15 protein-coding genes are annotated in these 23,659 nt (G+C 68.6%); 9 read left to right on the plus strand and 6 right to left on the minus strand.

All coding sequences use genetic code 11. The features are described 5' to 3' along the window. Positions 1-4 precede the first annotated feature (4 nt). Positions 5-1,030 (minus strand): hypothetical protein, encoded by a 1,026-nt coding sequence (locus tag ACKN61_RS01390; protein WP_408951965.1) that lies wholly within the window; start codon positions 1,028-1,030, stop codon positions 5-7. A 9-nt stretch (positions 1,031-1,039) separates the two neighbouring features. Next, complete coding sequence (locus tag ACKN61_RS01395; RefSeq protein WP_408951966.1) at positions 1,040-3,430, minus strand: prolyl oligopeptidase family serine peptidase; 2,391 nt, start codon at positions 3,428-3,430, stop codon at positions 1,040-1,042. 590 nt (positions 3,431-4,020) lie between these two features. Between ACKN61_RS01395 and ACKN61_RS01400 the strand changes: the two genes are divergently transcribed. The 4 genes from ACKN61_RS01400 to ACKN61_RS01415 all read left to right on the plus strand — a co-directional run bounded on the left by ACKN61_RS01400 (position 4,021) and on the right by ACKN61_RS01415 (position 10,288). Beyond that, complete coding sequence (locus tag ACKN61_RS01400; protein ID WP_408951967.1) at positions 4,021-5,421, plus strand: cytochrome ubiquinol oxidase subunit I; 1,401 nt, start codon at positions 4,021-4,023, stop codon at positions 5,419-5,421. Between the two features lie 63 nt (positions 5,422-5,484). Continuing rightward, positions 5,485-6,489, plus strand: a complete 1,005-nt coding sequence (gene cydB / locus ACKN61_RS01405) for a cytochrome d ubiquinol oxidase subunit II (protein ID WP_408951968.1) — start codon at positions 5,485-5,487, stop codon at positions 6,487-6,489. Positions 6,490-6,696: 207 nt separating this feature from the next. After that, entirely contained in the window at positions 6,697-6,954 is a 258-nt protein-coding gene (locus tag ACKN61_RS01410; RefSeq protein WP_031371229.1) for a YcgL domain-containing protein, read from the plus strand. Then, positions 6,947-10,288: an ankyrin repeat domain-containing protein gene (locus tag ACKN61_RS01415; RefSeq protein WP_408951969.1), complete on the plus strand. Its 3,342-nt coding sequence runs from the start codon at positions 6,947-6,949 to the stop codon at positions 10,286-10,288. The genes ACKN61_RS01410 and ACKN61_RS01415 overlap by 8 nt, the downstream gene beginning before the upstream one ends. Positions 10,289-11,872: 1,584 nt before the next feature. On the opposite strand, the gene ACKN61_RS01420 is transcribed toward ACKN61_RS01415, so the two are convergent. Next, positions 11,873-13,705: a monovalent cation:proton antiporter-2 (CPA2) family protein gene (locus ACKN61_RS01420; RefSeq protein ID WP_408951970.1), complete on the minus strand. Its 1,833-nt coding sequence runs from the start codon at positions 13,703-13,705 to the stop codon at positions 11,873-11,875. A 439-nt stretch (positions 13,706-14,144) separates the two neighbouring features. Between ACKN61_RS01420 and ACKN61_RS01425 the strand changes: the two genes are divergently transcribed. Then, the gene (locus ACKN61_RS01425; RefSeq protein WP_408951971.1) at positions 14,145-14,285 is read left to right on the plus strand and encodes a hypothetical protein; all 141 of its coding nucleotides are present in this window, start codon (positions 14,145-14,147) and stop codon (positions 14,283-14,285) included. A gap of 245 nt (positions 14,286-14,530) precedes the next feature. Continuing rightward, entirely contained in the window at positions 14,531-16,327 is a 1,797-nt protein-coding gene (locus tag ACKN61_RS01430; protein WP_152566332.1) for an XVIPCD domain-containing protein, read from the plus strand. A 261-nt stretch (positions 16,328-16,588) separates the two neighbouring features. Here ACKN61_RS01430 and rho read toward each other — a convergent pair whose 3' ends face one another. Together rho and trxA are read right to left on the minus strand one after the other, a co-directional pair. Beyond that, positions 16,589-18,364, minus strand: coding sequence for a transcription termination factor Rho (rho, locus tag ACKN61_RS01435; RefSeq protein WP_408951972.1), 1,776 nt, complete (start codon positions 18,362-18,364; stop codon positions 16,589-16,591). Positions 18,365-18,635: 271 nt separating this feature from the next. Then, positions 18,636-18,968 carry a thioredoxin gene (gene trxA, locus ACKN61_RS01440; protein WP_031373276.1) on the minus strand — a complete coding sequence of 111 codons (333 nt, stop codon included), beginning with the start codon at positions 18,966-18,968 and terminating at the stop codon, positions 18,636-18,638. Positions 18,969-19,226: 258 nt separating this feature from the next. On the opposite strand from trxA, the gene rhlB reads away from it, so the two are divergent. Continuing rightward, a complete protein-coding gene (rhlB, locus tag ACKN61_RS01445) occupies positions 19,227-21,017 on the plus strand; it encodes an ATP-dependent RNA helicase RhlB (RefSeq protein WP_408951973.1) in 1,791 nt (596 codons plus the stop codon). 96 nt (positions 21,018-21,113) lie between these two features. Here the strand turns inward: rhlB and ACKN61_RS01450 are convergent, their stop codons facing one another. Then, positions 21,114-21,548, minus strand: a complete 435-nt coding sequence (locus ACKN61_RS01450) for a hypothetical protein (RefSeq protein WP_408951974.1) — start codon at positions 21,546-21,548, stop codon at positions 21,114-21,116. A 288-nt stretch (positions 21,549-21,836) separates the two neighbouring features. Here ACKN61_RS01450 and ftsE point away from each other — a divergent pair, with 288 nt between their 5' ends. Together ftsE and ftsX are read left to right on the plus strand one after the other, a co-directional pair. Next, complete coding sequence (gene ftsE, locus ACKN61_RS01455) at positions 21,837-22,523, plus strand: cell division ATP-binding protein FtsE (protein ID WP_223621340.1); 687 nt, start codon at positions 21,837-21,839, stop codon at positions 22,521-22,523. Further along, positions 22,520-23,533: a permease-like cell division protein FtsX gene (ftsX, locus tag ACKN61_RS01460; protein ID WP_408951975.1), complete on the plus strand. Its 1,014-nt coding sequence runs from the start codon at positions 22,520-22,522 to the stop codon at positions 23,531-23,533. Before ftsE ends, ftsX begins: the two co-directional genes overlap by 4 nt. The last annotated feature ends 126 nt before the right edge of the window (positions 23,534-23,659 follow it).

The raw sequence follows: 23,659 nt of genomic DNA on the forward strand, positions 1-23,659 counted from the left end.
TCGGTCAGACGGGCGATGCGGTGCCCGGCGCGGATTGTCGCAGGGCCCGCGCGACACAGATCATGGTCATCCAAGTCAGCATCGCCGCGATCGGAATCGACCACACCCAGTCGACCCAGTGCTCGAAGGACGCCCAATGAGCCAGCAGGGCGGGCGATTCGCGTCCTGCGCGGGAGAATGCGGTTTCGGCTTCAGGCATGAAGTAGATCACGTCGACCGAAATCACCAGAATCGGCGGACCCAGTATGAGTAACAAGAATCCCTCTATCCGTAATTGCACGGCCAGGACGGCGCGTAACGTCGCAGGATGCATGGCTCGTGCTGCCGCAGCCAGCACCGCGCTGCCGCGTGCGCGTTGCAGCCAGGGCGCTGCGGCCGCAGCAAGCAGGGGCGTAGTGATCAGCAGGTCGATCAGCGCGGTAATTACTTCGCCACCGGACACAACGCGGGCGAGCAGGTCGAGCGCTGCAGAGATCATGAAATAAGACGCAGCCATCAGCACGGCGAATCCGATCGCGGACAGGCCGGGCCAAGCTCCACCCCAAAACCGTGGCGGTGACGTTGCATCGACGATCTCGGCGCGCCAACAGAATATCGGCAGCGCAATAAAACTGACGATATGGATCAGCCAGCTCGCGACGGCCAGATTCGGCGACATGCCGCGCGTCATGGTCACGCTAGCTACTATCCCGAACAGCCAAACAGCCAGCATCGGTGCGGTCTGCAACCCCCAGCGGACCACACCTGCGGAATCGACCCGACGATCGAGCCAACTCAGCGTCGCCAGCCAGAGGGCGGTAAGTGCGGCAACAGCGAGAAAAATGGCTGCAACCTGGAGGGATTGCCCGGAGGTCGCGGTCAAGCCCAGCCACTTGCCCAGCGCCAAGCCGGGAGTGCTGGCGGTTTCCAGCATCTGCGAGCGTATCGGTTCGTCGAGCTGGTGATAGATCGCGTAAGGCAGGAAGCTCCACGCCGCCGACCACAGGCCGGCGGCGACGATCACGAAAGCGTTGCGCGAGGCTTTCGTCATCGATTCGGCTTACTTCAAGGTGCGATTGAACAGCTCGTGGATGCGGCGGTACTCGTCGTACCAGGAGTCGGCGCGCACGAAGCTGTGGCGCTCCATCGGATAGGGCGCGAGTTCCCACTTGTCCTTGCGCAGCTCGATCAGGCGCTGGCTCAGCATCACCGAGTCCTTGAAGAACACGTTGTCGTCGATCATGCCGTGGGCGATCAGCAGGTGATCCTTGAGGCCGCCGGCGTATTCGATCGGCGAGGACTTCTTGTAGGCCTCCGGATCGAGCTCGGGGGTGTTGAGGATGTTCGAGGTGTATTCGTGGTTGTACTGCGACCAGTCGGCGACCGGGCGCAGCGCGGCGCCGGCCTTGAAGGTGCCGGGTTCGCGGAACAGGGCCATGAAGGTCATGAAGCCGCCGTAGGAGCCGCCGTAGATGCCGGCACGGTCGCGGTCGCCCTGCTTGTTGGCGACCAGCCATTCCAGGCCGTCGAGATAGTCCTCGAGTTCCGGGTGGCCCATCTGCCGGTAGATCGCGGTGCGCCAGTCGCGGCCGTAGCCTTCGGAGGCGCGGTAGTCGAGGTCGAGCACGACATAGCCTTCCTGGACCAGCAGGTTGTGGAACATCTGCTCGCGGAAGTAGTTCGGATAACGCGCGCTGACGTTCTGCAGGTAACCGGCGCCGTGCACGAACATCACGATCGGGTACTTCTTGCCCGGTTCGTAATTCTTCGGCCCGTAGAACTTGCCCCAGACCGTGCCGGCGCCGTGCTTGGACGGCACCTGCACGTACTCGGGCTGGATCCATTCGCGTTCACGGAAGCCCGGCTTGCGGGTGTCGGTCAGGGCGACGGTGTTCTCGCCGCTGCTGTCGACCACGGCGAGCTGCGGCGGGGTGTAGCTGTCGGAATGGCGCACCAGCACCTTGCGGCCGTCGGGCGAAAGCATGAAGTTTTCGACGCCGTCGAGCGCGGTCACTTCGCGCACCGCGCCGCCGTTGCGGTCGACCGCACAGACTTCGTAGTCGCCCGGCCACTTGCGGTTGCACAGGAAGAAAAAGGTCTTGCCGTCGGCGCTCAACTCCGGCTCGGACACTTCCCAGCGGCCGGAGGTGATCGCGCGCGGCGCGCCGCCGCCGCTGGCGACGTACAGGTGCGAATAGCCGCTCTGTTCCGACAGCAGCCACAGGTCGCTCCCGCCCTTGCCAGTGTCGGGCAGCCAGCCGAAATCGTTGAAGTTCCAGCCGATCCAGGCCGCATCGGTAAGGCGGTGGCGGGTCTGCAGCGTGGCCTTGCCGAGGTCGACCGAGGCCAGCCAGCGGTCCTTGTTGTCGATCGCGCGCACCAGCACCGCGGCCTGGCGGCCGTCGTCGCTCCAACGGATCGAGACGCCGCTGCCGTCGCCGTCGGTCTCGATGCGGACCGGGCGCTCGCCCTTCAGCGGGTCCTTCTTGGCGGCCTTGCGCAGCGCCGCGAGCGGGTCCTCGCCGATGCCGGGCAGGCCGCCGAACTTGAGTTCGCTGGCCTTGGCATTGGCGACGTCGACCAGCCACAGCTTCTGCGGCAGCGGTTCGTTGCGGCCGACGCGGGTGCGCACTTCCTCGAATTCCTCGTAGCCCGACTCGGTCACGTACTTGGGCATCTTGCCGGCGACGCCGGCATCGCCCTTCTTGGCCTGGGTGACGACGAGCAGCCAGCGCGCATCGGGCGAGAGCGCGCTGTCGACGATCTCGACGTCGTCGCCGAGATAGGTGGGCTTCGGCGCGCGGCTGCCGTCGCTGCGGCGCCAAGCCTCGTCCTGCTCGCGCGCGGCTTCGCGCTGGGCGCGGTCCTCGCGCAGGGTCTGCAGCATGGCGAGCTGGCGTTCGCGCAGGTCGTCGGCTTTCGGCGCCTTGGCCGGGTCGTTCTCGGCGCGGACCTGGGCGGCCTGGCTGAGGCCCTGACCGGCACGCCACTGGTACCACTGGTTGTCGACGCGGAACACCAGGTTGCCGTCGCGGCTCCACTGCGGCCGCGACTCGGTGTCGTTGCTGCGGGTGACCTGGGTCAGCGCGCCGCTGCGCAGGTCGCGCACGAAGATATCGCCGTTGCGCACGAAGGCCATGCGCGTGCGCTGGGTGTCGTAGGCCGGAATGGCGCCGTCGAGATCGTTGCGCGCGGCGCCGTCGAGGCGCTGCGGCGTGCCGCCGGCGACGCCGACCTGCCAGGTGTCGCGGATGATCGAGTCGTCGCGCCTGAGCTGGTACTGCACGCGCTGGCCGTCCCAACTCCACCAGGCGCGTTCGACCGGGGCTCCGATCCAGTCCGGGTTGGCCATGGTGTCGGCCAGGGTCAGCGGCGCGGCGGCCTGGGCGAAGGCGGCGGAGGCGAACAGCGCGCAGGGCAGCGCGGCGAGCGTGACGAAGGAAAGGCGCATCGAGCGGGCTCTGGGACAAAAGTCCGCGCAGGGTAGCAGCCGGATAGCGTCCGACGGGCCGGCCGTTGGTCATGCCCAGGCCCATGATCGCCGGCTCCGGCAAGGGTCGTGGCCGATGAATCGGCGGCGCGGCGGGTCCGCTCCGGTGGCTTGTCCGAGCCCGCTCGCCGGCTTTGCCGAAACCGGCCCCGGCGCGTCGCCGCGCCGGCAAAGATTGCCGTTCGCGCTGCCGCGCCGGCACAGATCGCCATTCGCGTCGCCGCGGATCGCCCTTCGCGAGGGCGGCGCGTCGGTCATGGCCGCGTGTCGCATTTTGTCGCACGAGGCCGGCCGGATTCGGGCGGTTTCGTGATGCAGTCCCGGGCCCGGCAGCCGCGTTCGCGATCTCATCGAGGCCTTGAGGCGACGCGCTCTTGTCGCGGTCGCCAGTGGCCGGCGCCGCCGTACCCGGATCGCATCAACACGTCGCGATCACGTCTTTGCGGTTTATGTGATTCGACGAAATCGCCGTAATCCGCGTTTACCGCGCCCACGCTGCGGCGCAAGATGAACAGGCCGGCGCACTGTATGGCGCCGTGGAGGCAATACACGTGGACGCCCTGCTGCTGTCGCGTATCCAGTTCGGCTTCGTGATCTCGTTCCACATCCTGTTCCCGGCCTTCACCATCGGCCTGGCCAGTTGGCTGGCCTTCGTCGAATGGCGCTGGCTGCGCACCCGCGACACGCTCTGGCGCGATCTGTATTTCTTCTGGACCAAGGTCTTCGCCGTGTCGTTCGGCATGGGCGTGGTCTCGGGCATCGTCATGAGCTTCCAGTTCGGCACCAACTGGGCGGTGCTCAGCGAACAGGCCGGCAACATCCTCGGCCCGCTGCTGTCCTACGAGGTGCTGACCGCGTTCTTCCTCGAAGCGACCTTCCTCGGCGTGATGCTGTTCGGCTGGAGCCGGGTCAAGGAACGCATGCATTTCCTCGCCACCTGCATGGTCGCGCTGGGCACGCTGATTTCGACGTTCTGGATCATCTCGGCCAACAGCTGGATGCAGACGCCGGCCGGCTACAAGATCGTCGAAGGCGTGTTCGAACCCGACAGCTGGTGGGCGATCGTCTTCAACCCCTCGTTCCCGTACCGCCTCGCGCACATGGTGCTGGCGGCCTTCATCACCACCTGCTTCGTGATCGGTGGCGTCGCCGCGTCGTATCTGCTGCGCGGTGTGCATGTCGAAGCCGGCAAGCGCATGCTCAAAGCGGCGGTGATCTTCGCCGCGATCACGGTGCCGGCGCAGGTGTTCGTCGGCGACCTGCACGGTTTGAACGTGCGCGAACACCAACCGATCAAGGTCGCGGCGATGGAGGCGCACTGGGAGTCGGGCGCGCCCGGCGAAGGCGTGCCGCTGATCCTGTTCGCGGTGCCGAACGAAAAAGCCGAACGCAACGACTACGAAATCGCGGTGCCGAAGCTCGGCAGCCTGATCCTCACCCACACCCTCGACGGCGACATCCAGCCGCTGAAGTCGGTCCCGGCCAGCGAACGGCCTCCGGTGAAACCGGTGTTCTACGCCTTCCGCATCATGGTCGGGCTCGGCGTGGCGATGCTGCTGCTGGTGCTGTTCTCGCTGTGGCAGTGGTGGCGCGGGCGCTTGTACCAATCGCGCGCGGCGCTGTGGGGCTGGCGCGTGCTGACCCTGAGCGGTTTCGTCGCCTTGCTGTCGGGTTGGTACGTGGTCGAGATCGGCCGCCAGCCCTACGTGATCTACGGTTTGTTGCGCACCGCCGATGCGGTCAGCCCGATCGCGGCGGCCAGCGTGATGACCTCGCTGATCGTGTTCGCGGTGGTCTACTTCGTCGTGTTCGGCGCCGGCATCGGCTATCTGGTCAAGCTGATCCGCAAGGGCCCGCATCCGCACGAACCGCCACCGCGCAGCGAGCAGGGCGAAAAGACCGCGGCGCGGCCGTTGTCGCTGCCGGACGAATCCAGCGAAGCCGGCGCCTAGGCGCGGCCCGGTGCGCGCCGGCGAGGCCGCGCGCGCTCATGCAAAGCACGATGGAGTAGGACGATGGAATACTGGCTGCCCGTGATCTGGTTCGGCGTGATCGGCTTCGGCGTGCTGATGTACGTGTTGCTCGACGGTTTCGTGCTCGGCCTCGGCATCCTGGCGCCGTTCGCCGAGGACGAAGGCCAGCTCGATCACATGATGAATACCGCCGCGCCGATCTGGGACGGCAACGAAACTTGGCTAGTGCTCGGCGGCGCCGGACTGCTCGCCGCGTTCCCGAAGGCGTATGCGCTGGTGCTGTCGGCGCTGTACTTGCCGGTGTTGCTGATGCTGATCGCGCTGGTGTTCCGCGGCGTCGCCTTCGAGTTCCGGTTCAAGGCGCGGCGCGCCAAGCCGGCCTGGGGCGCGGCGTTCGCGCTGGGCTCGATCTTCTGCGCCTTCGCCCAAGGCTTGATCCTCGGCGCGATCGTCGAGGGCATGCCGATGCAGGAAGGCAAGTACGTCGGCGGCGTGTTCGACTGGTTCAGCCCGTTCTCGATGCTGACCGGCGCGGCGGTGGTGTTCGGTTATGCGCTGCTCGGTTCGACCTGGCTGATCCTCAAGACCGACGGCCGCATGCAACTGATCGCCCGCACCCTGGCGCGGCCGCTGGTGCTGGTGGTGGCGGTGTTCATCGGCCTGGTCAGCGCCTGGCTGCCGTTCCTGGATTCGCGGATCATGGCGCGCTGGTTCGAGGGCGGGAATTTCTACTGGCTGTTCCCGGTGCCGCTGCTGGTGATCGGCAACGCCTATGCCCTGTGGCGCGCGGTGATGCGCGAGGGCAACGACGCCCAGCCCTTCGTCTACGCCCTGCTGTTCTTCGTGCTCGGCTTCCTCGGCCTGGTGCTGGGGATCTGGCCGAACATCGTGCCGGGGCTGTCGATCTGGGATGCGGCCTCGCCGCCGTCCTCGCAGGGCTTCGTGCTGGCCGGGCTGGTGGTGCTGCTGCCGGCGATCCTGGGCTACACGTATTGGTCGTATCGCGTGTTCCGCGGCAAGATCGCCGCCGACGCCGGGTATCATTGATGCGGCCCGGCGTTCGCAGATAGGACCGGGACGCCGCCCATAGGGGCCGCCGTCCGCACGACTGGATCGTCGACGGGGCGGTCCTAACACTTCGGCTTGCGCCTGGCGCTGAACGCCCAGGTTCGCGACACCCGGACGGGCGGGTATGCTGTACATCACATCTGCGGCGCAGAAAAACCCGTCCCCCGGCCGTACCCGCCCGCCCTAATGCAAGCCTACGTTTACAAAAGTCTCCGCAAGGCAGACACCTATGTGTTTTTGAGCGAGCGCGACGATTTCGCCCGTTTGCCCGACGCTGTCCGCGATCAACTGGGCACCCTGCAGTTCGTGCTCGAAACCGCGCTGACTCCGGAACGCAAACTCGCCCGCGCCGATGCCGCGGCGGTCCGGGAGAATCTGCGCCTGCGCGGTTTCCATCTCCAGTTCCCGCCGGCCCTCGAGGAGGCGCGGACGCCCGATGCCTGACGCCCAGACTCCGCGCGCCCCGTCCCGCGATCTCGCCCTTGCGCTCGCCGCCGGCCTGGTGCTGGCCCTGGCGACCGGTTTCGGCGGCAGCGTCGGCGGTGCGTTGGCGGCGCTGATCGGTGGCGCGCTGGCGCAGCCGGCGTTCGCGATCGCCGCGCGCCTGTGGCAGCGGCGCGACGCCGCGCCGCAGTGGCGCAGCGAATGGCCGGTGCTGGCGACGCTGTGGGGCGGCGCGACCGCCGCCACCGCGGTGCTGGTGGCCTGGCCACTGAGCGCGTTGTTGCAGAGCGGTTCGCTGCTGGCGGTGCTGGGCTTGAGCGTGGTCGCCGGGCTGGTGCTGCTGGCGCTGTGGCGGCTGTGGCCGCTGTGGCAGGAGGCCGAGCGCGAAGGCGCGGCGCTGGCGCCGCAATGGGCGCGCTTGCCCGATCTCGATCTCGGCGCCTGGCGCGGCCTCGGCGTGGCGGCGATCGTCGCCGGCCTGGTCGGGCTGATCCTGGTGCTGGCCTGGCCGGGCCTGTTGAGCGATGGCCTGCGCTGGACCCTCGCGGTGGTGTTCGCCCTGGTCTCGCCGGCCCTGCACGTGCTGCTGCAGCGGATCGCGCCGGCCGACTACCTGCCCGGCGTCGATTTCGACCCCGAACTCGACACCGTCACCCAGGTCGACGAACTCGGCGACGACGAAGCGCTGGAGCCGGCCCTGTACGCGGCCGCGCGCGCCGGCAAGGTCGAGCGCGCGCTGGAGCTGATCGAACTCGGCGCCGACGTCAACGTGCTGCCGGCCGCCGAGGATCGCGACCGCCGCAGCCTGCCGGTGCTGGCCGCGGTGCTGCCCGACCTGCGCCTGCTGCGCGCCCTGATCGGCGCCGGCGTCGATCTGAACGCCGCCACCGCCGGCATGACCCCGCTGCTGGCCGCCACCCGCGACAGCTGGCACGGTCGTCCCGACGCGGTCATGACCCTGCTCGCCAACGGCGCCGACCCGCGCCTGGCCGACCACGAAGGCAATACCCCGCTGCACCACGCCGCGCGCAGTTCCGACCCCGGCGTCGCCGCCTTGTTGCGCGATGCCCAGGCCGAACTCGACCCGGTCAACCACGACGGTTTTTCCCCGCTCGGCGTGGCCTGCGCCAGCGGCAACTGGCGCCTGGCCAAGTTCCTGCTCGAACGCGGCGCCAAGACCGAACAGCCAGGCGGCGCCCCGGCCTTGCTGGCCGCGGCCGGCGGCGACGAGGACGATCCGGCCGGCGTGCAATTGCTGCTCAAGCACAAGGCGCGCATCGACGCCCGCGACGGCCAGCGCCGCAGCGCCCTGCACGTGGCCGCGTTCGCCGGCCACCTCGATATCGTCACGGCCTTGCTCGCCGCCGGCGCCGATGCCGGCGCGATCGACACCCAGCAGCGCACGCCGCTGCTCGAAGCCGCGCGCGGCGCCCGCCCGGCGGTGCTCGAACGCCTGCTCGAACATCTGCCGCAGGGCGGCGTGGCCGAAGCCGCGGCGCTCGATGCCGACGGCGCCAGCGCCCTGATCCTGGCCTGCCAGGCCGAGACCGCCTCGCCGCCGCTGGTGGTGCGCCTGCTCGATCTCGGCATCGACCCCGAACTGCGCGACCGCCACGGCAAGCGCGCGGTCGACCGCGCCGCCGAGGCCGGCCGCTGGTCGCTGGTGGCCGCGCTCGACCGCGCCTATCCCTTGCCGGCCGCGGTCAGCGGCGAAGGCGACAGCGAGGACGGTGAGGGCGAGCGGGTGATCGTCGACCGCATGCCGGCCGCGCTGCTGCGCGACGGCCTGCGCGAAGGCCGCGCCGCCGAGCTGACCGGCCTGGCCAAGTTGCTGAGCCCGAGCGAGCTCGGCGCGCAGTTGCACGAAGAAGACGGCCAGATCCCCTCGGCCGAACGCATCGACTGGTTGCTCGGCCAGGGCGCCGACGTCAACGTGCGCGACACCAACGGCGACACCGTGGTGTTCGCCCTGCTCGATCGCACCCCGGCCGCGATGCCGGCTCTGCAGGCCTTGCTGCGCCACGGCGTCTCGCCGGCCGGCCGCGGCGGCCTCGGCCGCTTCCTGGCGACCTGTTCGGCCGGCGATCAGGCCACCCGCGGCCTGGAGCAGTTCGCCCTCGACCTGATCGAACGCGGCGCCGACGTGTTTTCGCCGACCCCGGCCGGCGATCCGCCGCTGGCGATCGCGGTGCGCCTGGGCTGGTCGCGTTTGCTCGAACGCCTGCTCGCCGCCGGCGTCGACCTCAACACCCGCGACAGCCACGGCATGAGTGCCCTGCATCTGGCCGCCGCGTTGGGCCGCGAGAGCATGCTCAAGCGCCTGGTCGCCAACGGCGCGGCGCCCGACCTGCTCGCCGCCGACGGCCAGACCCCGCTCGGCGTGGCCCTCTCCTCGGGCCGCCGCGATCTGGCCGACTGGCTGGATTGGCGCGGCTGGGCCCTGCCGCGCCGCGCTCTGCACGCGCAGGACGTCCCGGCCGCGGCCATCGTCGGCGACGCCGATGCGGTCCGCCGCCTGCTCGATCTCGGCCTGCCGGTCGATGCGCTCGACAGCCAGGGCTGCACCGCGCTGCTGCGCGCCGCCGGCGGCGGCCATCGCGCGGTCGTCGACCTGCTGCTCGCGCGCGGCGCCGACCCTCAGTTGGCCGCGCATTCCGGCGCGACCCCGCTGTCGGCCGCGGTCAGCATGCGCCATGCCGAAATCGTCGACCGCCTGGTCGCCGCCGGCGCCTCGCTGGAACAGCGCCTGCCCGGCGACCTGACCGTGCTGATGGTCGCTTGCGCGCTCGGCCTGACCGACCTGGCCGCGCGCCTGCTGACCGCCGGCGCCGACGTCCACGCCCGCGACGCGCAAGGCCGCATGGCCCTGCATTGCGCGGCGATGTTCGGCTTCACCGCGCGCGAGCGCAGCCGCCTGGTGGCCTTGTTCGACACCTTGCTGCTGGCCGGCGTCGACGCCGACCAGTCCGCCGCCGGCGCGACGCCGTTGCTGTTGCTGCTGGGCGCGCGTGCCGAACCCGGCACCGCGGCCGACGAAGACGTGCTGATCGCCGGCCTGGAACTGTTGCTCGACCACGACGCCTCGCTCGACGTGCAGGACCCGCGCGGTTTCGGCCCGCTGCACCTGGCGGCGCTGCACGGCTTGTTGCGTGTGGTGCAGCGCCTGATGCGCCACGGCGCCAACCCGGACATGCGCGATGCCCTCAACCGCACCCCGCGCGAGATCGCGGTGATGCGCGGCTTCATCGACATCGCCGCCGAGTTCACCCCGCCGGCGCCGGACAACGGCAGCAACGTGTCGATGGCGCGCTTCCTGCGCGGCCCGGGCGGCTGAGCGGTTCGCCGCGAGGGGTTTTCTGTAGGAGCGGCGTGAGCCGCGACCACGGGACGCGCAGAGACAGCAACTACGCCGTTACAGATCGAAGCGAAACTCCACAGGGGTAGGAGCGGCGCGAGCCGCGACCGCGCGACTGCGGTCTCGCCTCGTATCGGCGGATGTCCCTGTAGGAGCGGCGTGAGCCGCGACCACGGAACGCGCAGAGACAGCAACTACGCCGTTATTGATCGAAGTGAAACTCCACAGGAGTAGGAGCGGCGCGAGCCGCGACCGCGAATCTACGGCCGCCGGCGCGGGCGGTCGTGGCTGTGCGGTCGCGGCTCGCGCCGCTCCTACTCCTTGAATCGTCGTGGCCGAAGGGTTGCTGTTGCTGTTGCTGTTGCTGTGCGCCGCTACGCACTACAAAGGCAATAGAAGACCCGGAGGGCGGCCTGCAGGGATGCGGGCCGTTTTTCATCGGGACAGGGATGTCCCGTATGAAAAATCCCTGCGGAGGCATCGCTCGTGCGGGCCTGTGATTCAAAGCAAAAGCATTTTTCTTTGGTTACTTTCTTTTGTTGCTTTAGACAAAAGAAAGTTACCCGCCGCTTTAGTGGCGGAAGCTTTTATCGTTTGGTCTTGCTTCCATTAAAGCCACAGGCAAGTGCGAAGTACCCCTGTAGGAGCGACGTAAGTTGCGACCACGCTCTGCCGGCCTCCGGCACAACCCTTCAAGAAAGAGCAGAGCTTCCGTCCGCTACGCGGTCGGGTTACTTTCTTTTGCTAAGCCCAAAAGAAATGTAACCAAAGAAAAGGGCTCTCCTTGCAAGGGCACAGGCCACGAGTGCGATGCCCGCGCCGGGATTTTCCGATAAGACGTCCCTGTCTTATCGGAAAACGCCGCACGTCCTGTGCGGCGCCCTCCGGGTCTCCAGGTGTTCTCGCAAGTTCGGAACTGCGCCAAGCTTTCACGGCAACGGCAACGGCAACGGCAACGGCAACGGCAACGGCAACGGCAACGGCAACGGCTGCCGTGCTCTTAGGGTAGGAGCGGCGCGAGCCGCGACCGCGAATCTACGGCCGGCGCGGGCGATCGTGGCTGTGCGGTCGCGGCTCGCGCCGCTCCTACTCCTTGTATCGTCGTGGCCGCAGGATCGCTGTTGCTGTTGCTGTTGCTGTTGCTGCTGCTGTGCGCCTCTACGCACTACAAAGGCAATAGAAGACCCGGAGGGCGGCCTGCAGGGATGCAGGCCGTTTTTCATCGGGACAGGGATGTCCCGTATGTAGATCCCTGCGGAGGCACCGCTCGTGCGGGCCTGTGATTCAAAACAAAGCATTTTTCTTTGGTTAGCTTTCTTTTGTTGCTTATGACAAAAGAAAGTAACCCGCCGCTTTAGTGGCGGAAGCTTTTAGCGTTTGATCCTGATCCTGATCTTGCGTGAGCGATACGCCGCGAGATTGAAGCGCCGCGGTCGCGGCTCGCGCCGCTCCTACAGGGATGGATTCGCTGTGCTGGCTCGAGCAAGAGCAGAGCATCCATCCGCGTCGGTCCAATGCGGTGCGAATCGGTGCGCACCTTTCCATCGATGACGCCGCCGCCCCTCAATGCCGCGTCACATGCTCCGGCATCGGGCCCTGTTTCTCGACCATGTCGGCGAGCAAGCCTTGGCCGCGATCGGCGTCGAACAGCTCTTCCAATTCCTTGCGCGCATCGCGTGCGCTCTGGATCAACGCGTCCTCGTCGTCGTGGACCAGGTACTGGGCGTTGAGCATGCGCTCGTCGAGTTCGCGGAAGCGTTCGACATGGTCGCGCGCGGTCTCTGGGGCGACGCCGAGTTCGACCAGCACGTCTTCGCCGAGCTTGAGGCTGGAATGGAAGGTCTCGCGCATCGGCTCGGCGCCGAGGTCCATCAGATCCCAGGCGTGGCGGCGGTCGCGGGCGCGGGCGAACACTTTCGCCTTCGGGTACAGGCGGCGGATCGTGCGCACCGTGCGGATGCCGCTGTCGCGGTCGTCGATGGCGATCACGAAGATCTTCACCTGCGCCGCGCCGGCCGAACGCAGCAACTCGGGCCGGGCCGGGTCGCCGTAATAGATCATGTTGCCGAAGCGGCGCATGAAATCGACTTGGTCGGCGCTGTTCTCGATGGCGATGAAGGGCGTGCGGTGCGCCACCAGCAGGCGCGCGACGATCTGGCCGAAACGGCCCATGCCGGCGATCAACACCTGCGGGTGATGGTCGGGAATGTCGTCGTAGGGACGCTTGGGTTTCTCCGCAGGCGCGGCATCGAGCATGCGTTGGGCGCCGATCATCAACAGCGGGGTCAGCGCCATCGACACACCGACCGCGGCGATCAGGCGGTCGCGGGTCGGGTCGTCGAGCAGGTTGGCCTTGACCGCTTCGTTGAACACGATGAAAGCGAACTCGCCACCCAGCGACATCACCGTCGCCAATTGGAAGGCCCCGCGTTTCTCCAGTCCGCCGGCGCTGATGCCGACACCGAACAGCAGGATGAACTTCACCGACAGCAGCACCAGCACGATGCTGGCGATGGTGCCCGGCTCGGCCAGCACGCGCTGCAGGTCGATGCTCATGCCCACGGCCATGAAGAACAGGCCGAGCAGCAGGCCCTTGAACGGCTCGATCTGCGATTCGAGCTCGTGGCGGAATTCCGAATCGGCCAGCAGCACGCCGGCGAGGAAGGCGCCGAGACCGGCCGAGAGGCCGGCGATCTGCATGATCCAGGCCGAGCCGAGCACGGTCAGCAGGGCTGCGCCGGTGAACACCTCGGGCATCTGCGTGCGCGCCACCACGCGGAACACCTGACGCAGCAGCACGCGGCCGCCGAACACGACCGCGGCGATCGCGCCGACCGCCTTGGCCACGGCCATCCAGTTCAGGCCTTCGACCGCGGCGGCCTTGCCGAGCAGCGGAATCGCGGCGAGCAAGGGGATCGCGGCCAGGTCCTGGAACAGCAGGATGGCGAAGGCGAGGCGGCCGTAATCGGTGGCCAGGCTTTTGCGTTCGGACAACAGCTGCAGGCAGACCGCAGTCGACGACAGCGCCAAGCCGAGGCCGACCACGGTCGCCGCCTTCCAGCCCATGTGGCCGCCGAACATCGCCAGCGCGCCCAGGGCCAGGCCGCTCAGCAGTACTTGCAGGCCGCCGGCGCCGAACACCGGCTTGCGCATCACCCGCAGGCGCGCCGGCGACAGCTCCAGGCCGATCACGAACAGCATCATGACCACGCCGATTTCCGAGGCCGCCAGCACCGGCTCGGCGTCGCGGATCACCTTGACTCCGTAGGGGCCCAGCACCACGCCCGCGGTCAGATAGCCGAGCACCGCGCCCAGGCCGAAACGACGGAACACCGGCACGGCGATGACCGCCGCCAGCAGGAACAACAACGCGAGTTCGAGACCGCCACCGTGCATGAGCACCTCCGGCTGGGATTATGGCGCGATACGCCGGGGCTGCGACGATCGGGCCTGCGCTGCATTACGCAACGCTGCGTAGCCGGGAAGGATGACGTCGGGACTTTGCAATGGTTGCCCGCTGCCCGGATTTCAATCGCTGCGGCGGTAACCTCGTTTGAAAGCGCGCTGACCATGGATCGCGATGGACGCGATGCCGCTGGCGAGTGGGTACCCGCGCGACCCTCTCCATCACCCGGGCGGCTTCGATCGGAGCGCCTTTTCAAGGCCATTTTGGCGATGAGACGAATACCGCGGCACAGCCGTTCGGTGCGAGCGCCGTTCTCAATCGCAGTCTCTGCGAGGGCTTCCCAGGACAATGACGGGCGAGCCGCCGGACGCATCGGAGCGTGCGGCGGCGCGCAGGAGCGCAGTCCGTCTTCGAACAGGGAGGTTCATCATGCGAGCGTTGCTGGCGATGTTGACGTTGGTGTTGCTGAGCGGCTGTCAGCCGGGTTGGGAGGAGCAGTCGCGCGAGGCGGTCGCGTTCGCCGCGCAGGATCGGCCGATCGGCAGCGAGCCCGCGCGCGGGCTCAGGTAGTGCGGCGGAGCGGATGCTTCGGGCCTCCCGGCCCCGCGGTCGGGCCGGGAGGCGACGCAAGCTCAGCCAAGGGGGCCGGGTCAGGGCCTGCCCCCGAACCCCTGCCTGGGCTGCCGGGGGGCTGCTCCATTCGGCACCGAATTGCCCTCGAAGCTGAACGAGAGGCATGATGCGGGTCCGCCGGCGGCCTGGCCGCGGGCGACCGGGTTCTAGGGGACCCGGGTCACCGACAAGGAGCAGTGCATATGAATGCAGCAGTCGATTCGAATCCCGGCGGCCGTACGCCGACCGGCGCCTCCCACCCACCGCGCTGGTACGCCGGACAGCCCGCAGCGCAGGACGGGACCTCGGGCTATACCGCTTTGCTGCCCGCCGACGACGAGTGGTCGCGCGACACCGTATTGCGGGCGATCGTCGCCGATGCCTTGCAGCGCAACGGCCAGGTGGTCGACGAGGACACCCTCGAGGCGACCGTGGCTTCGGTCGCCGCACCCGGCGGCGCGCTCGCACAGGCCGCGCTGAGCTGGAAGTTGCATCCGGGCGAAACCCGCGCCGACGGCCGCGTGTCGCCGCCGTTCCATGGTTATGCGGTGGAGGTGCCGGCCGAACTGCAGACCTCGCTGGTCGGCTACGCCAAGACCTGGTCGGCGCAGCGCGATGCGGCGCCGCCGGCGCCGATCGACGGCGCGGTGATGGAGCTCAAGACCCTCGCCCGCAGCGGCGGTCACCGCGATATCGAACAGACTCTGGAAGCGATCGACGCCGCGATCAAAGCCGGCAGCGCCGCCAGCCAGGCCGGCCGTCCGCTCGATGCGGTGGCGATGAGCGCGGTATTGGAATTCGCGACCCGCAGCGGCCACGAGCGCCAAGCGGCGAAACTGCTGGAACGCTACAGCGCGATCAAGGACGTGACCGCTGGCGTCAAGACCCTCGGCCAGAACGCCGGTCGCGTGTTCAACGGCCGCGACCCGGTCACCGGCAAGGCGCTGCGCACCGACGATCGCGTCGACGCCGCGTTCGACTTGCTCGACGGCGGCTTCAAGCTTGCCGGAGGCATCGGCAACGTCGCCCTGATGATGGGCGCGCGCAATGCCGGCCTGGTCGGCACCCTGATCGGCATCGCGCCGATGGGCGCCGCCATCGTCGCCTTCGCCGCGGGCGCGTTCGAGTTGATCAAGCGCGCACGCGAAGCCCTGCTGGCGCCGCGTTGGGACGAGTTCCGCGAGCGCTTCCCGTTCGCCGAAGGCATGGAGCCCAAGCGCGCCATGAACGGCGTGCTGCGGCAGATCGCCGGTATGCCGGTCGATGCCGGCAACGCCTTGTCGACGGCGACGCGCATCCTCGACGGGCTCGGCCAGAACCCGGAAACCCGCGAGCGTTTCCTCGCCTTCCTCAAGCAGAAGGTGCAGCCCGAGTCGCTGGTCGACACGCTCGCCCGTGGCGACCTGGGCCGTTTGAATACGCAGGAGGCGATGCAGTTGGCGCAGGCGGCCAAGGGTTCGGCCAAGGAGTTCATGGATCTGGAGCTGCAGGACGTGAAGCGCTACGTCCGCGATCGCGACGGCGATCGCGAGCGCGGCACGTATCTGTTGCCGCCGGAACTGCGCGACGTCGCCAATCGCAACAACAACCCGGTCGGCGGCGCGGTCGAGGACGGCCTGCGGGTGGCGGCGATCCTGAGCAGCGGCGCCAATGCCCTCAACGGCATGTACAAGGAAATGCTGGGCAAGGTCCAGGGCAGCGAGCTGGGCCAGGGCAAGCTCAACGAACAGCAGCAGAAGAACCTCGCCGCGGCCTTGGTGCCGGCCATGCGCGACGGCGGCCTGACCCAGGTCGATCATCTGCTGGCGAGCAAGGACGGCAGCAAGCTGTTCGCGGTGCAGGGCGATCCGCAGTCGCCGAGCCGGCGCATGGTCACCCTCGATGTCGCCGCGGCTTCGCAGCAGAGCGTGGAAGCCAGCAGCCAGCTCGCCGCACGCGCGATGGCCACGGCCGAGGCGCCGACGGTGCAGGTCAACCAGGGCGGCGGGCGCGGGTTCTAAGCGTTCGTTCGCGCACGGGCCGCATGCGGATCGTGCATGCGGCCTGTGGGAGGCGAAATGGTGGTTTCGTCGCGACCTGGATGCTGCGTTGTCGCGGCCTGCGCCGCTCCTACCCGAGGAGCGGTCGCATTGGGGTAGGAGCGGCGCAAGCCGCGACCGCCATGCCGAAATGCCGGCGCCTGTTCCCATCGCAAGCACGCTCCCGCCACCAACGAAAACGCCCCGCATCGCGGGGCGTTTTCGTTACCGCGCCGGTGAAACTCAGCGCTTCATCGAACTGAAGAACTCGTCGTTCGACTTGGTGGTCTTCATCTTGTCGAGCAGGAATTCCATCGCGCCGATCTCGTCCATGCCGTGCAGCAGTTTGCGCAGGATCCAGATCTTCTGCAGCAGTTCCGGTTCGATCAGCAAATCCTCGCGGCGGGTGCCGGAGCGGTTGATGTCGATGGCCGGGTACACGCGCTTTTCGGCGATACGGCGGTTCAAGTGGACTTCCGAGTTGCCGGTGCCCTTGAACTCTTCGTAGATCACTTCGTCCATCTTGCTGCCGGTGTCGATCAGCGCGGTGGCGATGATCGTCAGCGAGCCGCCTTCTTCGACATTACGCGCGGCGCCGAAGAAGCGCTTCGGACGGTGCAGGGCGTTGGCGTCGACGCCGCCCGACAGCACCTTGCCGGAACTCGGCACGACGTTGTTGTAGGCGCGGGCCAGGCGGGTGATCGAGTCGAGCAGGATCACCACGTCCTTCTTGTGTTCGACCAGGCGCTTGGCGCGCTCGATCACCATCTCGGCGACCTGGACGTGGCGCGCGGCCGGTTCGTCGAAGGTCGAGGAGACCACTTCGCCGCGCACGGTGCGCTGCATTTCGGTCACTTCTTCCGGACGCTCGTCGACCAGCAGCACGATCAGGTGCACGTCGGGATGGTTGTGGGTGATCGCGGTGGCGACCTGCTGCATCATCATCGTCTTGCCGGCCTTGGGCGGCGAAACGATCAAAGCGCGCTGGCCTTTGCCCTGCGGCGCCATCAGGTCGAGGATGCGGCCGGTGATGTCTTCGGTCGAGCCGTCGCCGCGCTCGAGCTTGAACTTGCGGCGCGGGAACAGCGGGGTCAGGTTCTCGAACAGGACCTTGTTCTTCGACGCTTCCAACGGCTCGCCGTTGATGCTGTCGACCACCGACAGGGCGAAGTAACGCTCGCCGTCCTTCGGGAAGCGGATGCGGCCCGACAGATGGTCGCCGGTGCGCAGGTTGAAGCGGCGGATCTGGCTCGGCGAGATATAGGTGTCGTCCGGGCCGGCGAGGTAGGAAGCCTCGGCCGCGCGCAGGAAGCCGAAACCGTCGGGCAGGATTTCCAGCACGCCGTCGGCGGCGACGCCTTCGCCGTGGCGGGTCAGCACCTTGAGCAGGGCGAAGATGACGTCCTGCTTGCGGGCGCGGGCCACGCCTTCCTGGATGCTGAGCTGGTCGGCCAGATCCAGCAGCTTGGGCGCCGGCATGCGCTTGAGATCGCCCAGAGAGTACTGCGGGAAGCCTTCCGGCACCTGCGGGTGCGGGCGCGGGACGAAGTTCTCGCCGTTGCCGTTGTCGAAGGAGCCGTCTTCGTCGCGCTGCTGCGGGCGGTTGTTGCGGTCGCGGTCGCGGCGGTTGCGGAAACGGTCGCGGCGGTTGCCGCCGCGGTTGTCGAAACCGCCGTCGCGCTGCTGGCCTTGCTGCGACTGCGGATTGCCGCGGTCGTTGCCCTGGCCCTGGCCTTGCGGCGCGGCGCTCTCGGCGCCGGAGGCGGCCGGGGCGGACTCGCTGGCGCTGACGGCCGGAGCAGGTGCGGGGGCGGGAGTGCGGGGTGCGGCGGCGACCGGAGCCGGCGCGGCGGGAGCCGGCGCGACCGACGGCGCGGCTGGCGCGGCGGGTCGAGCGGCAGGAATCAGGGGGCTGGCATCGCTGGCAGCGGCCGGAGCGGACTCGGCGGCTTTGCTGACGCGCGGCTTACGCACGCGCTTTTCGGCGGTATCGCCAGCGTCGGGGGTCTTATCGGACAAGCGGAGGTTCCTCGCTAAGCGGCGAGCGCTCGCATCGGGCGAGCGGGACGTCAGGGACGTGGGTTGATAGATGGGTATCAGACGGGGTGCGGCGGGTGGGACGCGAGGTCCGACGCCGGGTGTTGCGAAACTAGCACTGCTGCTGCGTGGCGGCAAGCTTCCCGAGCCGGGCCGTTCACGTTACCGGGCAAGGCCCGGAGCGCTTGCGCCCGCGCGGGGCGGGCGTAAGCGCGGCGGCTTCACATGGCGGGCCGCTTCAGAGCAGGCCGCTTCAGATGGCCTTGTCGATCATCTGGGTCAACAGCGACTTGATGTTCGGCGGCGCGCCGAGCTGGCTCGAATGGACCTGGCCGTCCTTGAACATCAACAGCATGGGGATGCTGCGCACGTTGTAGCGAACGCCCAATGCCGGGAATTCCTGGACGTCGACCTTGACCACCTTGGCCTTGCCTTCGTACTGGTCGGCCAACTGTTCGACGATCGGGCCGATGGCCTTGCACGGGCCGCACCAGGGGGCCCAGAAATCGACGAGGACGGGTTCGGACGACTGCAGCACGGTGGCGTCGAAGTCGGAATCGCCAGCATGCAGAACTTTTTCGCTCACGGGGGTCTCCTGCGGGGGGGTACTCGCCCGTACGGAACGGGCTATTCTTGAACGGAACCCCGGGCGGGCCATGCCGGGCGGGGGCTTACGCTAAACTGGGGCGTTACGCGGCACCTTCAAGGGCTGCGCCACGGCCTCATCGAGCCTGCCTTCAGAGTTCAACTCGGGCGCCGGCTCGGCCCCGGCAGTCTGCTTCGCCGACGCCACCCACGCAAGCGACCACCTACTGCGCCCAGTGCGCGCGGATCTCTGAGAAGCATGAGCGACAAGCCTTTAACCGACATCACCTTTTCTTCGTTCGACCTGCACCCGAGCCTGTTGGCCGGCCTCGAGGCCGCCGGGTTTTCGCGCTGCACGCCGATCCAGGCGCTGACCCTGCCGTTGGCGCTGACCGGGCGCGACGTCGCCGGCCAGGCCCAGACCGGCACCGGCAAGACCCTCGCCTTCCTGGTCGCGGTGATCAACCGCCTGCTGACCCGTCCGGCGCTGGCCGAGCGCAAGCCCGAAGACCCGCGCGCGCTGATCCTGGCGCCGACCCGCGAGCTGGCGATCCAGATCCATAAGGACGCGGTCAAGTTCGGCTCCGACCTGGGCCTGAAGTTCGCCCTGGTCTACGGCGGCGTCGACTACGACAAGCAGCGCGAGCTGCTGCAGAAGGGCGCCGACGTCATCATCGCCACGCCCGGCCGCCTGATCGACTACGTCAAGCAGCACAAGGTCGTGTCGCTGCACGCCTGCGAGATCTGCGTGCTCGACGAAGCCGACCGCATGTTCGACCTGGGCTTCATCAAGGACATCCGCTTCCTGCTGCGGCGCATGCCGATCCGCACCGAGCGCCAGACCCTGCTGTTCTCGGCGACCTTGAGCCATCGCGTGCTCGAGCTGGCCTACGAGCACATGAACGAGCCCGAGAAGGTCGTCGTCGAGACCGAGTTCATCACCGCCGCCAAGGTCCGCCAGAAGGTCTACTTCCCGGCCGACGAGGAAAAGGTGCCGCTGTTGCTGGGCCTGTTGTCGCGCAGCGAAGGCGCGCGGACGATGGTGTTCGTCAACACCAAGGCCTGGGTCGAGCGCGTCGCGCGTTCGCTCGAACGCGGCGGTTACCGCGTCGGCGTGCTGTCGGGCGACGTGCCGCAGAAGAAGCGCGAGTCGCTGCTCAACAAGTTCCAGAAGGGCCAGCTCGAAATCCTGGTCGCCACCGACGTCGCCGCGCGCGGCCTGCACATCGACGGCGTCAGCCACGTCTACAACTACGATCTGCCGTTCGATGCCGAGGACTACGTCCACCGCATCGGCCGCACCGCGCGCCTGGGCGCCGAGGGCGACGCGATCAGCTTCGCCTGCGAGCGCTATGCGATGAGCCTGCCGGACATCGAGGCCTACATCGAGCAGAAGCTGCCGACCGCGCCGGTCGATGCAGAGCTGCTGATCGCCCTGCCGCGCACCCCGCGCGAGATCCCGGCAGCCGAGGAAGGCGAAGAGAACGAGAGCATCGGTTCGATCTTCAAGGAAGCGCGCGAACAGCGCGCCGCCGACGAACAGCGTCGTGGCGGCGGTCCCGGCGGCCGCAGCGGCAGCCGCAGCGGTTCCGGCCCGAGCCGCGGTCCGCGCAGCGAAGGCCGCCGCGATGGCGCGCCGCGTCGCGAACGCGCGCCGGTCGAGGCCGGTGCGGCCAAGCCGGCCGAAGCCGGTGTCGCCGCGGCAGTCGAAGCTGCGCCGCGTCCGCCGCGCAAGCCCAAGCCGGAAGGCGAGGTGACCGCGACCACCGGCGTGCCGGCGATCGAGGGCGAGCGCGCACCGCGCAAGCGCCGTCGCCGTCGCGGCGGCCGTCGCATCGAAGGCGCCGAGACCGACAACGGCGCACCGACCGCGAGCCAGGGCGAGAGCGCTGCGGCCAAGCCGACGCCGTCGAAGCCCGCCGCCAAGCCCGCGCACAAGCCCGCGGCGGCTGCCGCGGCGCCGGCCGGCGAGGCCAAGCCTTCGCTGCTGGGCCGCATCAGCCGCAAGCTCAAGTCGCTGGTCGCGCGTCCGCCGCGTTCGCAGCACTGATCGCCGCGTAGCGATCCGTCGACGGCAGGCCCGCGGCCTGCCGCCGAGCCCGCACGCGAACCTCGTCGCCTCGACGAGGTTCGCGGCGGTCTTTCGTCACAGGGTCCTGCTGACGAACACCGACCAGGTATTGGCCGAGGTCTCGACGAGCTGGAACACGTCGAGATCGCCGTCGACGTCGATGTCGAGCAACTGCAGCTGATTGCTGTAGTTCGGCGAGGCCGGCCAGCCGATGCCGAAGGCGCCGCCGGCATACGGCCAGGTGGTATATACGCCGCTGCTGCCGGGCTCGAAGTGGCCGCGGCGACCGCTGCCGCCGGCGCTGCACCAGATCGTCAAACGCCAGTTCGGCGGCGCGCTGCCGAACGAGGGAAACACGATGAAACGGGCGTTGCCGTAGCCGGTCGAGCCGGCCGGGCAGGCCAGGGTGGCGACGTTGAGCGGCGGGTCGTATTGCTCGGCGCGGGCGCTGTCGGCGTACAGGCCGAGGGCGAGCAGGGCGAATGCCAGGTGAGCCTTGGTCGTTTGCATGGTGGTGCTCCTTGATGAAGTCGACGACGGTCCGCGCCGGCCATCGGGGCCGGCGGCGGTGCTTCCTGTGTCGGACGATCAAGGTGCTGCAAGGCATCGCGCGGGTGGCTCGGACGGCTGTGCCGAGATCGGGCCCGCTGCGGTCGTGCTGGGCCGGCCGGCCTGCGAGGCCGGTCGGTGCCGTCGATTCGTCGTCGAAGCCGCGCGACGACCGCAGCGCGAACATAGGCCAAACGCCGGGGCCGAAACGTGATGTCTCCGGCGATTCGCTCTGCGATACTTCCGGCCATGACCGTATTGCGCTTCGACAACGTCAGCAAACGCTACAGCAGCGGGCACGAGGCCCTCAGCGAAGTCAGCTTCGAGGTGGCTCCCGGCGAGATGCTGTTCGTCACCGGCCACTCCGGCGCCGGCAAAAGCACCCTGCTCAAGCTCATCCATCTGAGCGAACGCCCGAGCCGCGGCGCGGTGTTGTTCGGCGAGCGCAACCTGCTCAAGGTCGGCGGCCGTCGCATCGCCCTGCATCGGCGCGAGATCGGCGTGGTGTTCCAGGATCACCGCCTGCTCGCCGACCGCAGCGTCGCCGACAACGTCGCCCTGCCGCTGTTGCTGCGCGGCCTGCGCCGCCCCGACATCGGCCGGCGCGTGCGCATGACCCTGGAGAAGGTCGGCCTGGGGGCGCGCGCTTCGGCTCTGCCGGGCGAGCTGTCGGCCGGCGAGCAGCAACGCGTGGGCATCGCCCGGGCGATCATCGGCGAGCCTCGGTTGTTGGTGGCCGACGAACCCACCGGCAACCTCGACCCGACCCTGTCGGCGGAAATCATGACCCTGTTCCAGTCGCTGCCCGAGCGCGGCACCAGCGTGCTCGTCGCCAGCCACGACCTGGCCCTGGTCAAGCGCATGAAGAAGCGCGTGCTGGTGCTCAACCAGGGCCGCCTGGTCGACGACATCGCGCCCGAGGACCTGGCCGAATGAGTTCCTTTCCGACCCCAGAGTCTTCCCATGGCGAGGCGCATTCCCGCATCGAGGCCCCGGCCTCGCGCGACGACGACCTCGCGGTCGAGTCGGCGGTGCAGTCGCGCTTGGGGGTGTGGTTCGACCATCACCTCTACAGCCTGGTCGCCAGCGTCGGCCGATTGCTGAGCAAGCCCTGGGCGGCGTTGCTGACGATCGGGGTGATGGCGGTCGCCCTGGCCCTGCCGCTCGGCCTGTGGGCGGCGCTGAGCAACATCGAACGCTTCGCCGGCGAAGTGCAGCAGTCGCGCCAGATCAGCCTGTTCCTCAAGCCCGAGATCAAGCTCGAACGCGCCCGCGCCCTCGCCGAGGAACTGCGCGCGCGGCCCGACATCGGCGCCATCGAACTGCGCACGCCCGAGCAGGGCCTGGCCGATCTGCGCGAGAAGAGCGGCCTCGGCGACAGCCTGAGCGCGATCGAAGGCAATCCATTGCCCAGCCTGTTGCTGGTGACGCCGAAGGGCGACGAACTGGCCCTGGCCGAATCGCTCGGCAGCCTGGCCGAGACCGACGTGGTCCAGCACGATGCCGGTTGGCGCCAGCGTCTCGAAGGCTGGCTGCGGTTCGGCATCCGCCTGGCCTGGTTGCTTGCGGCGATGCTGGGCCTGGGCGCCCTGCTGGTGGTCGGCAACACCGTGCGCCTGGACATCCAGTCGCGGCGCGAAGAAATCGGGGTGCTGCAATTGCTCGGCGCCACCGACGGCTTCATCCGCCGGCCCTTCCTGTACCTGGGCGCCTGCTACGGCCTGGCCGCCGGCGCAGTCGCGCTGGCCTTGCTGACCGCGGCCGACCGCACCCTGCGCGAACCGTTGACCGCCCTGGCCACGAGTTACGGCAGTCATTTCGAGCTGCAGGGCTTCGACCTGCCGCAGGCCTTGGCGATCCTGGCCGGTGCGGCCGCGCTGGGCTGGCTCGGCGCCGGTTTCGTGACCGGCCACTACCTGCGCCAGAGCCGCTCCGGCCAAGGCTGAGCGGTCCGCGCCTTGTCGCGCGGTTGTCAGGATGTTGCTTGAGACTCGGATTCGGCGGCCGCTTCCGCCTAGAATCGGGTTCCCCCGCCTGTGCGCTTGGCGTCGATGCCCTCGGGCGTCGGCCCG

The organism is Lysobacter sp. Hz25 (genome assembly GCF_046097045.1).
Classification (GTDB): domain Bacteria; phylum Pseudomonadota; class Gammaproteobacteria; order Xanthomonadales; family Xanthomonadaceae; genus Lysobacter; species Lysobacter antibioticus_B.

Excerpts from the sequence above, each read along its gene's own strand:
- ACKN61_RS01450 (WP_408951974.1), bottom strand. The coding sequence starts at position 21,548 with ATGCAAACGACCAAGGCTCACCTGGCATTCGCCCTGCTCGCCCTCGGC.
- ftsX (WP_408951975.1), top strand. The coding sequence starts at position 22,520 with ATGAGTTCCTTTCCGACCCCAGAGTCTTCCCATGGCGAGGCGCATTCC.
- ACKN61_RS01415 (WP_408951969.1), top strand. The coding sequence starts at position 6,947 with ATGCCTGACGCCCAGACTCCGCGCGCCCCGTCCCGCGATCTCGCCCTT.
- rhlB (WP_408951973.1), top strand. The coding sequence starts at position 19,227 with ATGAGCGACAAGCCTTTAACCGACATCACCTTTTCTTCGTTCGACCTG.
- ACKN61_RS01420 (WP_408951970.1), bottom strand. The coding sequence starts at position 13,705 with ATGCACGGTGGCGGTCTCGAACTCGCGTTGTTGTTCCTGCTGGCGGCG.
- ACKN61_RS01390 (WP_408951965.1), bottom strand. The coding sequence starts at position 1,030 with ATGACGAAAGCCTCGCGCAACGCTTTCGTGATCGTCGCCGCCGGCCTG.
- ACKN61_RS01410 (WP_031371229.1), top strand. The coding sequence starts at position 6,697 with ATGCAAGCCTACGTTTACAAAAGTCTCCGCAAGGCAGACACCTATGTG.
- ACKN61_RS01430 (WP_152566332.1), top strand. The coding sequence starts at position 14,531 with ATGAATGCAGCAGTCGATTCGAATCCCGGCGGCCGTACGCCGACCGGC.
- ACKN61_RS01425 (WP_408951971.1), top strand. The coding sequence starts at position 14,145 with ATGCGAGCGTTGCTGGCGATGTTGACGTTGGTGTTGCTGAGCGGCTGT.
- ACKN61_RS01395 (WP_408951966.1), bottom strand. The coding sequence starts at position 3,430 with ATGCGCCTTTCCTTCGTCACGCTCGCCGCGCTGCCCTGCGCGCTGTTC.
- cydB (WP_408951968.1), top strand. The coding sequence starts at position 5,485 with ATGGAATACTGGCTGCCCGTGATCTGGTTCGGCGTGATCGGCTTCGGC.
- ftsE (WP_223621340.1), top strand. The coding sequence starts at position 21,837 with ATGACCGTATTGCGCTTCGACAACGTCAGCAAACGCTACAGCAGCGGG.